This window comes from Amycolatopsis sp. ATCC 39116, from assembly GCF_000231075.2.
In the GTDB taxonomy this organism is placed as follows: Bacteria; Actinomycetota; Actinomycetes; order Mycobacteriales; family Pseudonocardiaceae; genus Amycolatopsis_E; species Amycolatopsis_E tucumanensis.
On record NZ_AFWY03000037.1, the window covers coordinates 49,803 to 63,476 of the forward strand.

At 69.6% G+C, this 13,674-nt stretch carries 19 protein-coding genes; 14 read left to right on the forward strand and 5 right to left on the reverse strand.

Translation table 11 applies throughout. The annotated features are described in order from the left end of the window. Nucleotides 1–14 precede the first annotated feature (14 nt). The 10 genes from AMY39116_RS0329155 (at nt 15) to AMY39116_RS0329205 (ending at nt 6,869) form a co-directional block, all read left to right on the forward strand. Nucleotides 15–470, forward strand: a complete 456-nt coding sequence (locus AMY39116_RS0329155) for a hypothetical protein (protein ID WP_020421141.1) — start codon at nt 15–17, stop codon at nt 468–470. Beyond that, nucleotides 467–910 carry a hypothetical protein gene (locus tag AMY39116_RS0329160; protein ID WP_020421142.1) on the forward strand — a complete coding sequence of 148 codons (444 nt, stop codon included), beginning with the start codon at nt 467–469 and terminating at the stop codon, nt 908–910. The genes AMY39116_RS0329155 and AMY39116_RS0329160 overlap by 4 nt, the downstream gene beginning before the upstream one ends. Continuing rightward, the gene (locus AMY39116_RS0329165) at nt 907–1,566 is read left to right on the forward strand and encodes an HNH endonuclease family protein (RefSeq protein WP_020421143.1); all 660 of its coding nucleotides are present in this window, start codon (nt 907–909) and stop codon (nt 1,564–1,566) included. The genes AMY39116_RS0329160 and AMY39116_RS0329165 overlap by 4 nt, the downstream gene beginning before the upstream one ends. Nucleotides 1,567–1,899: 333 nt before the next feature. Further along, nucleotides 1,900–2,136 carry a hypothetical protein gene (locus AMY39116_RS0329170; protein WP_157358724.1) on the forward strand — a complete coding sequence of 79 codons (237 nt, stop codon included), beginning with the start codon at nt 1,900–1,902 and terminating at the stop codon, nt 2,134–2,136. Between the two features lie 619 nt (nt 2,137–2,755). Continuing rightward, nucleotides 2,756–3,094, forward strand: a complete 339-nt coding sequence (locus AMY39116_RS43745; RefSeq protein ID WP_020421145.1) for a hypothetical protein — start codon at nt 2,756–2,758, stop codon at nt 3,092–3,094. 71 nt (nt 3,095–3,165) lie between these two features. Further along, nucleotides 3,166–3,426, forward strand: coding sequence for a hypothetical protein (locus AMY39116_RS0329185; protein WP_020421146.1), 261 nt, complete (start codon nt 3,166–3,168; stop codon nt 3,424–3,426). After that, entirely contained in the window at nt 3,423–5,078 is a 1,656-nt protein-coding gene (locus AMY39116_RS0329190) for a hypothetical protein (RefSeq protein ID WP_020421147.1), read from the forward strand. Before AMY39116_RS0329185 ends, AMY39116_RS0329190 begins: the two co-directional genes overlap by 4 nt. After that, a complete protein-coding gene (locus AMY39116_RS0329195) occupies nt 5,078–5,581 on the forward strand; it encodes a hypothetical protein (RefSeq protein WP_157358725.1) in 504 nt (167 codons plus the stop codon). Before AMY39116_RS0329190 ends, AMY39116_RS0329195 begins: the two co-directional genes overlap by 1 nt. A 123-nt stretch (nt 5,582–5,704) precedes the next feature. Further along, nucleotides 5,705–6,145, forward strand: coding sequence for a hypothetical protein (locus tag AMY39116_RS46375; protein ID WP_157358726.1), 441 nt, complete (start codon nt 5,705–5,707; stop codon nt 6,143–6,145). Between the two features lie 304 nt (nt 6,146–6,449). Continuing rightward, nucleotides 6,450–6,869, forward strand: a complete 420-nt coding sequence (locus AMY39116_RS0329205) for a hypothetical protein (protein ID WP_157358727.1) — start codon at nt 6,450–6,452, stop codon at nt 6,867–6,869. Between the two features lie 6 nt (nt 6,870–6,875). On the opposite strand, the gene AMY39116_RS43755 is transcribed toward AMY39116_RS0329205, so the two are convergent. The 3 genes from AMY39116_RS43755 to AMY39116_RS43760 form a co-directional block, all read right to left on the reverse strand. Next, nucleotides 6,876–7,802 (reverse strand): hypothetical protein, encoded by a 927-nt coding sequence (locus tag AMY39116_RS43755; protein ID WP_020421151.1) that lies wholly within the window; start codon nt 7,800–7,802, stop codon nt 6,876–6,878. 237 nt (nt 7,803–8,039) lie between these two features. Continuing rightward, entirely contained in the window at nt 8,040–8,771 is a 732-nt protein-coding gene (locus AMY39116_RS0329215) for a DUF3800 domain-containing protein (protein ID WP_157358728.1), read from the reverse strand. Between the two features lie 38 nt (nt 8,772–8,809). Beyond that, nucleotides 8,810–9,628: a hypothetical protein gene (locus AMY39116_RS43760; protein ID WP_020421153.1), complete on the reverse strand. Its 819-nt coding sequence runs from the start codon at nt 9,626–9,628 to the stop codon at nt 8,810–8,812. Between the two features lie 297 nt (nt 9,629–9,925). Here AMY39116_RS43760 and AMY39116_RS0329225 point away from each other — a divergent pair, with 297 nt between their 5' ends. The 4 genes from AMY39116_RS0329225 to AMY39116_RS0329245 all read left to right on the forward strand — a co-directional run bounded on the left by AMY39116_RS0329225 (nt 9,926) and on the right by AMY39116_RS0329245 (nt 12,799). Continuing rightward, a complete protein-coding gene (locus AMY39116_RS0329225; protein ID WP_157358729.1) occupies nt 9,926–10,429 on the forward strand; it encodes a hypothetical protein in 504 nt (167 codons plus the stop codon). A 228-nt stretch (nt 10,430–10,657) separates the two neighbouring features. After that, nucleotides 10,658–10,825, forward strand: a complete 168-nt coding sequence (locus AMY39116_RS46380) for a hypothetical protein (protein ID WP_020421156.1) — start codon at nt 10,658–10,660, stop codon at nt 10,823–10,825. 47 nt (nt 10,826–10,872) lie between these two features. After that, entirely contained in the window at nt 10,873–12,168 is a 1,296-nt protein-coding gene (locus AMY39116_RS0329240; RefSeq protein ID WP_157358730.1) for a hypothetical protein, read from the forward strand. A 37-nt stretch (nt 12,169–12,205) separates the two neighbouring features. Beyond that, nucleotides 12,206–12,799: a hypothetical protein gene (locus tag AMY39116_RS0329245; RefSeq protein WP_157358731.1), complete on the forward strand. Its 594-nt coding sequence runs from the start codon at nt 12,206–12,208 to the stop codon at nt 12,797–12,799. 15 nt (nt 12,800–12,814) lie between these two features. Here the strand turns inward: AMY39116_RS0329245 and AMY39116_RS0329250 are convergent, their stop codons facing one another. Beyond that, on the reverse strand, nt 12,815–13,141 hold the full coding sequence (locus tag AMY39116_RS0329250) for a hypothetical protein (protein ID WP_020421159.1): 327 nt from the start codon (nt 13,139–13,141) through the stop codon (nt 12,815–12,817). A gap of 304 nt (nt 13,142–13,445) precedes the next feature. Then, nucleotides 13,446–13,664 carry a hypothetical protein gene (locus tag AMY39116_RS43765; RefSeq protein ID WP_020421160.1) on the reverse strand — a complete coding sequence of 73 codons (219 nt, stop codon included), beginning with the start codon at nt 13,662–13,664 and terminating at the stop codon, nt 13,446–13,448. Nucleotides 13,665–13,674: the final 10 nt, after the last annotated feature.

Here is a 13,674-nt window from a genome sequence, read left to right on the forward strand (position 1 = left end):
GGGAGGACAACCCGATGAAGTTCTTCAATAACCGCGCCGTGGTGCTCGCCGTGACCTGGCTCGCCGGGCACGCCGGCCACGAAACCGGGGACTACCTCGTGCAGAGCGACCACGATGCTCAGCACAAGCAGCAGCGCACCCCCGAGGGGCGCCGCGCCCTCGCCCGCCACGCCTTCACCTACGGCCTCACCCAGGCAGCTACGAAAGCCGCCGCCTACCGGGCCGCCGGCCTCCGGGTGCCGGTTCGCGCGCAGCTCGCCGGGTTCGCCGTCGAAACCGCGGTCCACGCCATCATCGACGACGGCCGCTTGCTGCGTCGCTTCGCGGACAAGACCGGCAAGCTCGGGTTCCACGACCTCAACACCGGCGGCATCAACGGGCGGGCGTTGATGGACCAGGCCGGCCACAAGGGTCTGCAGGTCCCACTCGGCGCGATCATCACCACGCTGCTCGCCGGGAGTGCCCGGTGAACCACCTCGACCTCGCCTCGGCCGCGCCGCCAGCGGTTGCCCTGCCCGCCCCGTGCTGGTGGATCGACCGCAACGACGACGGGATGATCACCCACCACCTCACCCGGGAGGAGGCCGAGACCGTTCACGCCGACCAGGTTCGCGAAGACCACGGCTGGGGCCTCACCGTCGCCGGGGCCTTCGCGATCGTCCCGGGTTTGGTCTGTCACGAGCCGCGCCGCTGCTACGAGGTCACATGCCCAGGATGCGGCACCGTGCAGCACGTCCAGGACCGGTACCAGGCCTGCATCGACGACGTGTGCGGCCACGAGCTCGAGGTCGAGCAGATCCCCCACGTTGCCCCTGACCAGACCCAGTTGTTCGACGTCCTGCCCACCCACGACATCGAGGACGAACCGCTGAGCCGGGTCGTCCTGTTCATCGAGGAGGATCCGCGATGAACCGCGCCATCATCGCCGCCCTGCTCGCCGCTGGCACCCTGGCCACCGCATGCCAGCTCCCGCCCACGGGCGCCACCAGCGGCGCCACCCCGGCCCCCGACGCGGCGGCCGCGTTGCGCACCCTCGACACCCTGCCGGTCGCCCCGGCGGACACCGGCTACCACTACCGCCGCGAGGACTGGCCCCACTGGGACAACGCCCCGCAGGCCGGCCGCGGCTGCGACGTGCGCGACGCCGTGCTAATCGCCCAGGGTCGCAACGTGCACGTGTCCAACGACGGCAAGTGCAAGCTCACCGGCGAATGGACCAGCCCCTACGACGGCGTCACCGTCACCGACCCGGGCAAATTCGACGTCGACCACATCGTGCCGCTCGCGGAGGTCGCCCGCTCGGGAGCGATCGAGAACGGCCGCCGCGTCGGGCCTCGCTTGTGGTCCCGCGCGGACCGCGAGCGCTACGCCAACGACCCGTCCGTCCTGGTCGCCGCGTCCGCGTCGAGCAACCGTGCGAAGGGCGACCAGGACCCCGCCAAGTGGATTCCCGCGCAGGGCCAGTGCGACTACGCGGCCCGCTGGGTCGAGGTGAAAAGCCGCTACGCCCTGTCCGTCGACACCGCCGAGCGGCAGGCCCTCGCCGGGGTACTGCGGCGATGCTGACCGGATGCGAGGTGGCCGGGCGACTTGTTCGGGGAGCGACGCCGGGTAGCTCTGGCCACCGAGCTGGTAGATCACGGTGGGTCTGGCCACATCAACAGCAGGGTCGGGGCCACCTTCCCGCCTGCTTTCCAAAACGCGAGATCCAGGACCACCTCGAGCAACAACGAGACCAAGCGTGACCCGCAACCGCGGCACTGCAAGCGACGCTGGCCATCGTCGAGGTAGTTGAGCGCACCCCGCCCGATCCGTCCAAGCCCCTCAGTCCGGACCGGGTTTCCAGTAACCCGAAAGTCACCGGAGGCCCGAGTGTCCCAAGACCACGAGAACGCAACCGTGCCCAGCCCCACCGTCAGGCTGCAGCTGTGGAGTACCGAGGACGGCGACGTCGTGATCATCGGCACCCACGACATTGCCCTGGCCACGCGGATGCTCGCCAAGTACCAGGGCTGCCCTGTCGTCGGCCAGATGGGCACCTCCTGGGTCCTGCTCGGACAGAACGAGCACGGCGAGTTCTGGGAGCACGTGCAGGCCGGCACCCCAGGCGCCCTCCCGGCCTGCACGTGGGGGTGACGATGACATGTCCTTGTTCCGGTATGTGGGGCGGCGAATGGTTCGGCTCCTGTGGCGGCCTGCACCTGCCGGTCGTGTGGCGCCCACTGGGCGGAGCTCTCAGCCCCCAGCGCGGCGGAGCGTGTTCGCCGTGTGCGGGGACGAACCGATCGCGGCCGCCGGGAGGCCGCCGAGGCCGCTGAGCCGGTGAATGGGACCCGAACACCTACGAGCGCGATGTCAACGCGGTGCTCGCCCGGTGGCGGATGCCCCCTCCGGTAGGCCTTGGCTCACAGCGGCGAAGCGGCGAGGTTCTGGGTTCCGGAGGCCGGTGTGAGCCCGCCCGCAGCGGCCAAGGCCGCGACACGCGGACGCGCGAGCGCACTGTGCCACGTTCACCAGCGAAATGACAGACTACGGAGTTATCGGACTCTGGGGCTCGTGTCGTATAGGGAGAGCCAGAGTCGGATGGGTCCTGAAGCACGCGGTGAACTGCTCGGAACGATCGCCGAGCCCCCGATTGATCACGGAGGTAGCAGTGATGAGCGTTAGGAGCGAAACCACGGGCGATAAGCCTCCGCGACGCCGTCCCACCCGGGGCGCCTCCAAGGCTAAGACCACTGGTCAGGCTGTCCCGAAAGTGAAAGCCGAGCAGGGCTCCGCGGTGCCGCAGCCGGCTCGCTCCCCCCGCGCCGGCAGCGAGGGAAAACCCAAGTACGAGCAGCTCCTCCGCAGCGAGGCGCGGTTGTGGCCAGACCAGGTCGAGTATCTGACCCGCAAGCGGCGAGAGATCATGTCTGACCGCGTGGACAAGAGCGAGCGCATCACCGACAACACCCTGCTCCGGGTGGCCGTCGACCTACTCATGGCGGCTGGGGATCGGCTTCAGGGCGACACCGAGGCAGAACTCGTCGCCTCGGTGACCAAGCTGGTCGACGAGGCCAACGCTGCCCGACAGGCAGCGCAATCAGAAGACTGAATGCCCAACTTCCGAATCTTGTAACTCTGTAAGTTAGCTGCTAGCCTGGTTCTCGTCGAAAGGGGAACCTGATGCGCAAGCCGTCGGAGAACCGGCTCCGCGTGCTCGCCGAGGTCGCCAACGGGCGCGTCAAGCGCACCGGCGCAGGCTGGGCCGTCTGCTCCCAACCCGCACGCGGAAGCGACCTCAGCCAACTCCGCGCCGCGCTCGAACTCGGCTGGATCCAGACCGGCTACGTGCCCACCGACCCCATCGAAACCGTCCCGGCCACCCTCACCGAATCCGGCCGGGACATCCTCGCCCGCTACTGGCCAGACTGGACACCCCAGTGACCACACCAGACGACCTGCCATCCCGGCTCCACGACCTGATCGGCCCTCACGGACTGCTCGATGCCGCTTACCGCGTCGCCTCCAGCTACCACACCGACGCCGCCGCCGGCGGCACCGCCCAGCGCTGGCACGAGGTGCGCCGGATGCTGCAGGACGCCCTTGGTGTCGTGGCCGCCCTCGAAGCCGGCACCACCGCACCGCCAAGCGACACCAGTGAACCGCGGCCATGTCTTGGTTGTGGCGGCGACACCATCGTGCGCGTCTACAACCGCCCATGGCACCACGCGTGCTGGTACCGCGCCGGAAGCCCGGTCGATGCCCCAAACTCGACACCCGCTTCCATCCCGGCCGACTCGGACCAGGCCGCGAACCGCACCGAGGAACAGGCAGCACAGGACACCCAGCAGGCCACGGCCCAAGAAAAGCCCGCGGGCTGGCAGCGCCGCAAAACCGCGCGCGCCCAAGCATCGGCCAGCAACCATCCCGAGGGGGAGTACGAGCCCGACCCGGTCGCCGAGACCGCTGCGTTCGCCCGGGCCGTCCGCTCGATGGAAGGATTCGAGCAGGCCAGCGACGAGGAATGCGCCGCCGCACTTGATGCGTGGCACAACGCGCTGCAAGTCCTGGGCCGGCCATTCCGGTTCGCCTCCAGCGACAGCTACAGCGGCGTGCTGCTCTACGACCTGCTCGCCGCCGCAAACGGCGCCATGGTCCAGCCCGAACCCCTCCAATCGGAGCTGGTGTGGGAAATCCACCGCGGCAGCAGCACCGTGCGGACCTGGTCGTTCACCGACCCCGCCGCCAAGCCCCAGCCCGGCGAAGACCTGACCGAGCTGGACGTGACTGGCCAGTACCTCGCAGCGGCAGCCTCGACCGAGTGCGGCGACGGCGAACCCGACCTGATCACCGACCCCGACACACTCCGCGCGCATATGGCCGACCTCATCAAACGACCGGGCTACGTCCAGCTCGCCAAGCGACCCAACCTCGACGCTCTGCCCACACACGCCCGACACGCCCTGGCCCGCGTCGATGCCGAATGGTGGCTACCGATCCCGCTGGTCAAGTACCTGCACAAGGACCACGGCATCGACCTCGCTCCCGCTCAAGCGGTGATCTGGCCCAAAGACCGACGCGGCCAGCGGCTCAAGGTCTGGACAGCGCACGTCAACAACGCCCGCCTCACGCTCGAGCAGGCCCGCGACGAGAAGACCCCCGGCGCCGGCGCCGCGCTGGCCGTACTCAAGGCCATGTACGCAAGCTTCCTCGGCGGGATGCTCGCCAGCACCGAGCACAACGACCGCGGCACCCTGCGGCCAGACTGGCGCGACATGGTGATCGCCCAGGCCAACTGCAACGCTTGGCGCGCCTGGGATAAGGCAATCCGTGCCGGTCTCGGCGAAGGAACCCGACTACTCGGCTCGCTGAAAGACGCTTTCTGGCTGGTGTCCCCGGCTGGCACCGCACCAGCGCGCCCTGCCGGGCTGACCTACGCCGACCTCCCCGAACAGCAGCCCGCCAGCTTCCGGCAGCCCGGCAAGTGGCGCGTCGCACGTGCCGTCACCGTCACCGAAGGCATCGCGCAAGCCCACGCCGATGACCGGGCAGGACTGATCCAGCGGCGCATCCGTGACGCCGAGAAAGGCCAGTGATGCAGTTCTCCGAAGTCCTGGACTCGCTCACCCGCTACGCCACCGCGCGGTCCGCCCAGGACGCGATCCGCGCCGTCCACGGCCGCGGCTCCACCAGCTGGCTCTCCGACACCGCCGGCATTGCACCTCGTACCGCCCGCCGTTGGATGTCCCCCGCCTATCCCCGCGGCCGAACAACCGAGATCATCCAAGCCGCCATGTCCCTCGGCGTGGCGCACGTCGTCGCCGAAATCCTCCGCTATGCCACCGCGATCGACGCCGGACGAGTCGAGGTCTATTACAAGGCCACCGGCCGCGCCGAAGGAACTCGAGGAGTCGGCACCGTCACCGTGGGCGCCCGCAACGGCGGCTACCTCGCGCAATGCGTCCGAGACCTCCACAACAACGTCCTCGACGGCGCCGCCGAAGCGTTCTCCGACACCATCATCTGCGGCTACGAAGACGGCCTTGAAGAAACCCTCGGCATCTCCGAGTACCTCGACGGCGTCAACCTCCAACTCTGAGCGTGCACGTGCTTGAATCTTCGGGTTTGCGGTTCGGCGTCCGACATGGCTGACGGTCCCTGAGACCGATCATCGCTGGCACGCCTGACACGGTGGGCGGTTCTGCTCATGCAGAATCACGGGATGGCCCACAGACCGGAACCGCCCGCCAGTTCAAACGTCACCCTGCAGATCGGTCCGGGCCATCCCGGGCAAGCCGAACTGGACGTTCGAGTTTCGCCTGAGCACGTCGAAGAGCTGCGCGAGTGCCTCGAAAGTGAGGGGCTGCGTGTCAGCAACGTCATGGAGTTCTCCGCCGGGGGATGGCTCGATGTCCTCGCTGTCTCCCTCACTGGCGGCGGCGCCGTGACCGTTGCGATCACCAAGTTCCTCGGCCGGCATCAGGGCAAGAAGGTCACGTTTGGGTCTGAGGGCCAGGTCGAAACGATGGAAGGCTTTTCGGCCAGGGAGGTCGAACGAGTTCTCGGCGTCGTTGCGCAACGACAGCGTGAGATCGACCTGGCATGGAAGAGGATCAAGCAGCGCCCGAACGACCAAGCCAGCTCCGGCGACACAAACACTTGACCGCCCCGGGGCTGGGAACATCAGAGCTCAGCGGTGCTGAGAGCGACGGAGTAGCCGGGCCAGTGACGTTCTGAACGCCCGGTCGCTTCGCGTCCGATAGGGTTATGGCAGGAGGCGGCCCCGCCCCGCCAGATGCCCCCGGGACAGCCCACGCGCCCCGGAGAGGCCAAGGTGTCACAGACCCAGCGGCTCACCAGACCTGTAACGCCCCTGGACACCTCCAGCGGCGCGAGCGTGGGCGTGCCGCGGGGGAGCTGCTGTGGCGAACAGGAACCGCGCCCGGATCCGGGCCATCAAGGTGCACATGTTCAAGACCGGAATGCCCTTCAACGAAGCCGCCCGCGTCGTCGACCGGAGTGACCCGCGAGCCGGCCTCGACCGGTACCCGCGCTGCTGGCCCATCGGCACCTGCGAGTCCATCAACGTGAAGATCATCGACCTGGACCACGACAGCGCGTGGTGGACCTGCTACCACTGCCGCAACCTGGTGTGCCAGCTCTGCCAGCACGCCCCGGTTCTGCGCGCGGGCGAGGTGTGCGACGAATGCGCGGAGAGAAGCGCGCATGGGTACCTGCCTTATCGCGAGGGGGACCTCTTGGCGAACGAGCAGATTAGGATCGGGTACGTGCCGCGGGCACCTCATGTCGAGCTTCCTCCGCGGATCGTCGTGCCGATTCAACACCCCCGACCTCGGCCCCGGTGGTCGCCGGAAGCGCCCTTCTAACCGCCGTCACCGTGGCTTCACGCGTTGCACGGGAAGCCGATGCCGAAAGCCCCCTGCGAAGCGTGCCGCGTCGACCCGGCACTCCACCACGACGTCCGGTCGGACCGGCAGGTAGCTGATCTGCTCGCCCAGCCCGGCCGGCGCCGACACCGCAAGGCGGCCCGCTGGCCGCAATCGGCCTCGTAGCGTGGCGAGCACCCGGCTGGACAGCGTCGCCGACAGCCCGGTCCGCAAGTGGCCGTCGTCGTCGGCCACTGCCAGCACGAGCGCTGTGGGGGAGTTGAGCGCGCCGAGCACGCCGATGATGACGGCGTCGCGGTCGTCCCAGAACTTGACCTTCAGCCAGCGGGCGCGGCCGCCGTGCTTCGGGTACCGGCCGGGGCCGGCCTTCGCGAGGCAGCCCTCGATCCCGACCGCGGCCTGCTGCTCGCTGACCCATGCCTCGCCGCGGGCTCGGTCGCTGGTCGACGGGATGAGCTGGACCGCGCCCCGGTGCCCGGCCGCCAACTCGTCGAGGCGGGCGCGCCGCTCGTCGTAGGGCCGGTCCCGGAGGTCGACGGCACGTCGGCGGCCGCGCGCGTCGCGCACCTGCTCGGCGAGTAGGTCGAACGCCACGAACACCACCGTGATCCCGGCGTCGCGGCGCCGCTTCGGTCCCCACATCAGCGCGTCGTAGTCCAGGCCCCCGCCGGGGGAGTAGGCCACGATCTCGCCGTCGAGCACGACCTCACCCAGCTCGGCCGCGGCCTCGACCAGCCTGGGATAGCGGCGGGTCAGGTCGGCCCCGTTGCGGGAGTGCAGGACGCCGGCGGGCACGTGAATCGCCCCGCGGAAGCCGTCGAGCTTCGGCTCGAACCGCCAGTCCGGTCCGGCCGGCAGCACTGTGGCCTTCTCGGCCTCGGCGAGCTTGAGCGGAGGGTCCGGCAGCGGCACGCCTTCATCGTCAGTCGGGCGACGTGTGCGCGCAGGGGTGCTCAACCGTCTGGGGGAGACCCGCTGAGGCGGCAACATGGTGGGCACGTTGGTGCAGGTCATCGCAGTGTGTGGCGCTGAGTCGCACTCGGTCGCGCGTTCGATGCGACTCTGCATAATTCTGTGTTATTCTGTGTGCGCGGACCTGCCCCACACATGTGGATCGGCAGGTCTAGCTTTTTTCTGGGGTTAGAACGATCAGACCGGTATGGGACCTCCGTTCACGTCGCACCCGCGGAGGTGCTGGTCGTACCAGTTCCACGCGAACTGCTTGCCGGGATGGCGCATCAGTCCCTGGTAGGCGGTCCACGCGATGAAGTCAGCCATCTGGACCCAGCCGGAGCGGTGTGCGGGAACGAACATCGGGTCTTCGATGATGTTCCGCGAGCTGAGCTTCAAGTTGCGGTGGGCGTTGTAGTAGCCCGTGGCCGTGCCGTTGCCGTCCATCACGATCATGCCGTGGTCGCCGTCCCCCGCGAGGCGGGCATCGAGGTGGTCGACGAGCTTGCCGTAAACCGTGTTGCGTTCCGCGCCGTACGCGCTGCGGCGTGCCGAGGTCTTCCGGTAGACGGTGCCGACGGCGAGGTGTGCACACTGCCCGATCGCGGCCAGGGTCAGCTCGGCGACCTTCGATCGTGCCTGCTTCGACATGTTCACACCCGGGTTGATCGAGGGAAGTCCGCGGCCGGCGATGAACTTCGTGGCGTGCAGTTCGGCAGAGGGTGGAATTCCGTAGTTCGCGTAGAGGTCCCTGCGGAGATCGAGCCATGCCTTCATACCCTCGTTCCAGGTCGCGAAGGTGCACTCCACCCAGCTGTAGACGATGTATCCGGTGTCCTCGGCGCCGGAGTCGTCGACGTAGAACATCCGCGGCACACCAGCGGGTGCGGGGACAGGGCCGGCTGGGCCGCCGGCGGTAGGGGTGGTCATAGGGGGTCTGCTTTCTGGTCGGGGACCGGGGTCTGGACCTATGTCGGGGTCACAGGGTCGGCTGTGGGTGTCACGGTGAGGTCGAGCGTGGTGTAGGCCGGGAGCCGGTTGAACGGGCCGAGCAGGTGGTACTCGTTGACCTTCACCAGTCCGGTGGGGCTCAGCGGCGCCTTCTTGAGGCGGGTGACGGCTCGCAGAAGACCGAGCTCACGGAGCTGTCGGAATCCGCGTTCAGCCGTGTCGGCAGACCACCCGTACCAGTCCGGGACCATCTCGGTCGGTAGCTGGAAGCCGGGCTTTTCGTGCAGCGCGACGAGCAGCATCGCGGTCGCGGGCAGGTCGAGGCGATCGACCCATCCGTCCAGCCAGTAGGCGTGGGGCAGCTTGAGGAAACGGTCAGTGTTGCCCCGTCCAGGACGGGTGTAGTCGGCCCCAGAGCCGTCCTCTCGCAGCGGAATGACCTTGATGGCCCGCTTGTTGCCCACGCGCTGGCGGCGGATCAGGTTCCGCTGCTCCAGCCGTGTCAGGATCTTGGATACCGCCGTGGTCGCGGAGGCGGATGTCGCGGTGCGGGTGGTGCCGAACGCTCGCGCCCATACCGCGGCGGGGAGCGTGGTGCCGTAGTCGCCGGCGGAGTCGCTGCTGCTCGCGGCGATGATGAGCAGCATGGCCTGGAGGCCGCGCAGGTCCCGGTGCTTCACGAACTCAGAGAGCGGTCCGTGCCGCGACTTGCTGCCCCGGGCTCGCTGTACGAAGAGCTTGTTGATCGGCGCGAAGTCCCGCTTCTGGCGTGCGAGCAGCGCAGCCCGGGTCTCCTCCTCGTTGGCGGGAGACTCCACGACGACCTGCTCGTTCATGGACCAAGTATGCGACACGCCGCGATGAAGTTGCATCCGGCATGGCGTAGCGCATACGACGTGTCAGCGGGTTTAACTGAGAGAGCCTGGAAGTCCCGATGCCATGACCATGCGATAGCCATGCAAGCTCCGCTCCCGGCTGCCGGATGATCTTGAAGGAACTGGGCTGCGGAGAGGGTGTTACTGGGCCCCTGACCATCCAATCTCGGCCATTTCACTGGGTCGTGGGGGTCGATCGCCAGTCGCGGCGCGGCGACCGTGCCCCGGCCGGAAGAGGCGGGCGAGCCGGTCCAGCGCGTGCTCGCCGAGCGGAACGTGCGGCGCCTGGCCGACGCCGTCGGGCTGTGCTGCGAGGCCGATGGTCAGCCGGTGCTGGCGTTGGGTGGCGGGATCCACCACACCGCGCTGCTGTGGCGCCCCGGACTGGACGTCGTACCGGGCAGCGTGCGCCGGTTCGAACGCGTCCCGGACGGCCTGTGGCACTCGATGGTGGCTGCGGTGTTCGACCTCGGCGGCCCGCGGCTGCGGGTGGGGTCCGTACAGTTCTCGCCGTTCGATCAGGCGTGGGGCTTCTCCGACGCTGCGCAGATCATGCGCGCCATGAACAGCGACGACATCCCCGGCCTGGTCGGCGGGGATGTCAATGGGATCGGCGGCGATGCCGACTACGACCCCAACCCCTACCCCGAAGTCCCCTGGCATCCCGATCACGCCTACCAGCTCGATGAACACGGCCACCTCGACCGCCGTGTCGCCCGGCGGCTGGAAGGCCCGGGCCGGATGCGGGCTGCGCGCGCCTGATCCGCGCGCCCTGGCAGGCCACCGCCGGGCACTGGCCGGCCGATGCCCACCCGCCGCGGCGCATCGATCGCTGGTACGCCACCTACCACCTGCCCGCCGGTGCCGTGGTCGACCACCAGGTCGACGACAGCAGCCGCGCCCGCGGCTGCACCGATCACCTGCCGGTGGCCGTCCTGATCGAGCCGGACGCGCTGTAGCGCGGCGCTGTCGGCGGACGATCAAGTCAGCATGAACGACGTCGGTGGCGTGCACGAGGTGCGTGATCTCGGGATGCTGCTGCGCGAGTGGCGGCGCGAGATCGTCGCCGAGCCGGATCCGCCGGCCCTGCTGTCGTGGTGTGCGTTGCAGCGGTGGGCGGCATCCCGGTCTCACCGCCCGGGCCTTGCCGTCCGCTGAAGGCAGAGCTGATGCGCTGACCTGCGTTGATCGCCTAATTTGGGGTCATGGTCACGAGGGGGAAGCAGGCCGGTAAGAGCGTGGCGGTTTCGTGGCGGGCGTGGCTGTGGCGGTGGGGGCCGTCGGTCACCGTGTTCGGGGTGGCGTTGGTGGCCTACGTGGCGTCGGGGGATCCGTGGCCGTGGGTCTACGCGCTGGGTGTGGTGCTGGTGCTGGCGGTGCTCGGCGCGCGCAAGCGCCTGGGTCCGGTCCGGACGGCGGCGGTCGGGGTGGCGGTCGCGGACGTGCTGTGGCTGTCGGCGGTGCCGTGGTGGGGGTGGCTGCTCGCGGTAGGGATCCTGGGCCTGGTGGCGGTGGCCGGCCTGGTCGCGGTCCGCCGGCTTCCGGCCGGCGGCTGGCAGGCGATCACTGCGGGCGCGGTGGCCGGGGCGATGGTTGTCGCGGGCGGGGTCGGGTGGATCGTCGATGCCCGGGCGCGGGCGGCGCAGGAAGCGCTGTGGGCGGCTCAGCAGCACCAGGAGAACTTGTCGCGGATCCTGCCCACGACACCGGAAGAGGCGCTGCGGACGCTGCACTCGATGATTGCCCAGAATCGGCCGGACCGGGCCTGTGGGCTCTTCGACATCGCGGTGCAGGCGCAGGTCGCGCGGGACTACGGCGCGCCCACGTGTGAGGCCGCGCTGGCCGGGCTGCGGGGCCAGGTGCTCGACGGGCCCGCCTACGCCGACGTCCGGGTGCCCGAGGGGGAGCAGGGCCTGGAGGGCGATGTCGGGGGGTGGGTCAACGGGTGCGCGGTCAGCTTCGAGGGTGGCTGGATCGAGGGCACGACCGGTGGGAGCGATCCGGGCCCGCGGCTGGGGCAGCTGCACCTGCATCGGGTCCGGCCGCCGAGCGGCGGCATGATCATCGACTGGTACACCCCGTGCCCACCGGAGCCCGGACCGCGGACCGGGCCGCTGCCCACCGACCCGGGCGATGTCGCCGACGTCCTGGTCGACGAGCTGGCCGGCACCGGCGACCCGGCCACCGTGTGCCGGCTGTTCTCCCCCGAGGGAGCCGGCGAGTTCGCCGAGGTCTACGCCACGCCGGACTGCCCGGCCGCGGTGACCGCATTCCGGGCGCGCATCGTCGATCGGGACCGCTACCGGCGTGTGCTCGGTGGGGCGAAGGCCTCGCCGGCGGCCACGGATGGCAGCGTCGCCGTGGACGCGTGCAGCTTGCGGTGGTCGATGCTCATCGCCGACGGACCGCAGCCGCCACCCGGGCCTCAGCTGGGCCGGCTGACCGTCGCCGCCCCGCCCGGGCAAACCGGGTACTGGATCACCGGCTACCAGGTGTGCTGACGCAGCACGAGGTGCCGATCGGCTCCCGACCGATATCGTGACCGGCATGGGCTTGCTGACTCCGGTGTGGCGCGAGGGGCTCCGGCTGGCACCGACGCGGGATGAGCTGGAGCGGCTCTGGGACGACTATGACGGCGCGCTGCTGGTCGAGGCGTTCAACGAGAACGACACCTTCGACTTCGACATCCGTGATGGCGGCCACCGCGACGTCGCGCGGGCGAGGCGGCGGCTTCGTGAGGTCGGGTGTGAGCCGAGCGGGGCGGAAGACCGGGCCGTCATCGAGGCCGGTTTCCTCACCAAGAACGTGCGCGGCGACCGGCCCCTGCTCCGGGCCATGCGTGCGGTGCGGTCCAAGGTGCCGGGTGTTCGAGCCGGGGGTCCGATCACTGGGTTGCATCCGGTCACCGGTCGTCAGGTCATTGCGTTCTGTCCGTTCTGCAGCGTGACCGTCGGCCTGGTGGTCACCGCGAGCGGCGTGCTGTGGTGCCTGGACTGCGCCGTCCTGTGGCGCGAGCCCTGGATCGACCCGGAGGGATGCCGCGACGCCGTGGCCCGGATCGTCGGAGACGTCCACGGCGACGTCCTCCGGATCGAGGACGGCCGCGCCGAAGTGCGCACCGACCGGTCGTAGAGCCTGGGGCGAGGGTCAGAAGCGGTCGCGGGTTTTTCCTGGCCCCGCGCCTCGTCGCCAGGTCGACGTCCGCTGGCTCCGGAAGGTCGCGCCGGAGCGGATCTTCTCCGTCTCGGCCATGATCTTGGCGCAGGCCTCGTGTCCCCAGCCTTCGCCGATCCGGCCCAGCGCGGCGCCCTTCGGATAGGGCTCGCCGCACCCCTGGCAGGTCCCGGGCGACCGGGCCAGCAGCTTCCCGCGCGCGGCTGCGGCGTTGGCGCCGCTTCCCGGTGTGCGCATCGACTTCTGGGCCGACTCGGATGCCGCGTTGGAAGCCGTGTTCGGATTGCGCTTGCGGCGCATGCGTCGTCGCGGTGACGGTGTTTCCCCTGCGCCGACGTGGGTTGCGCCCGCCGCGGCCGGCAGCGGCGCACCCCCAGCGACTCCGAGCTGATCCCGATACGCGAGATCCTGGGCCGTCAACCGTCGTGGCCCTCGCCGGCTCTGCTTGGCCGGTGCGGGTGCCGGTCGGTGCGGTGGCTCGTGTCCGGCCGGACGTCCGCACGGCATCCCTGCGGCCCGCATCCAGTGGCCACACGTGGCTTCCATGGCGAAACCCTACGGTCTCGGTGCAGCCCTGACCTGCAAGGACAGGACGCGCCCAGCCCTACGGCGTGTCGGACTGTCCGCCTTGCCGGGCGATGAGCTGGTCCAGCAGGCCGACGATCCGCTCCTGGTCGGCCACGGCGGCATCGAGCTTGCCACGAATCTCGGAAAACCCGGTCTCGAGGCGCTCGCGCAGGTCGGTGAGGGCCTCGCACATCGCGTTGACGCTGGAAATGGTGGCATGGCGAAGCGCTTCCAGGTCCTCCGACCGCGGCGCCACGGGCGACAGC

What these genes read in the sequence shown, in the direction of transcription:
- AMY39116_RS0329155 (WP_020421141.1), top strand. Translation starts at nt 15, where the DNA reads ATGAAGTTCTTCAATAACCGCGCCGTGGTGCTCGCCGTGACCTGGCTC.
- AMY39116_RS0329165 (WP_020421143.1), top strand. Translation starts at nt 907, where the DNA reads ATGAACCGCGCCATCATCGCCGCCCTGCTCGCCGCTGGCACCCTGGCC.
- AMY39116_RS0329185 (WP_020421146.1), top strand. Translation starts at nt 3,166, where the DNA reads ATGCGCAAGCCGTCGGAGAACCGGCTCCGCGTGCTCGCCGAGGTCGCC.
- AMY39116_RS0329195 (WP_157358725.1), top strand. Translation starts at nt 5,078, where the DNA reads ATGCAGTTCTCCGAAGTCCTGGACTCGCTCACCCGCTACGCCACCGCG.
- AMY39116_RS46375 (WP_157358726.1), top strand. Translation starts at nt 5,705, where the DNA reads ATGGCCCACAGACCGGAACCGCCCGCCAGTTCAAACGTCACCCTGCAG.
- AMY39116_RS0329205 (WP_157358727.1), top strand. Translation starts at nt 6,450, where the DNA reads ATGTTCAAGACCGGAATGCCCTTCAACGAAGCCGCCCGCGTCGTCGAC.
- AMY39116_RS0329215 (WP_157358728.1), bottom strand. Translation starts at nt 8,771, where the DNA reads ATGACCACCCCTACCGCCGGCGGCCCAGCCGGCCCTGTCCCCGCACCC.
- AMY39116_RS43760 (WP_020421153.1), bottom strand. Translation starts at nt 9,628, where the DNA reads ATGAACGAGCAGGTCGTCGTGGAGTCTCCCGCCAACGAGGAGGAGACC.
- AMY39116_RS46380 (WP_020421156.1), top strand. Translation starts at nt 10,658, where the DNA reads ATGAACGACGTCGGTGGCGTGCACGAGGTGCGTGATCTCGGGATGCTG.
- AMY39116_RS0329240 (WP_157358730.1), top strand. Translation starts at nt 10,873, where the DNA reads ATGGTCACGAGGGGGAAGCAGGCCGGTAAGAGCGTGGCGGTTTCGTGG.
- AMY39116_RS0329250 (WP_020421159.1), bottom strand. Translation starts at nt 13,141, where the DNA reads ATGCGCCGCAAGCGCAATCCGAACACGGCTTCCAACGCGGCATCCGAG.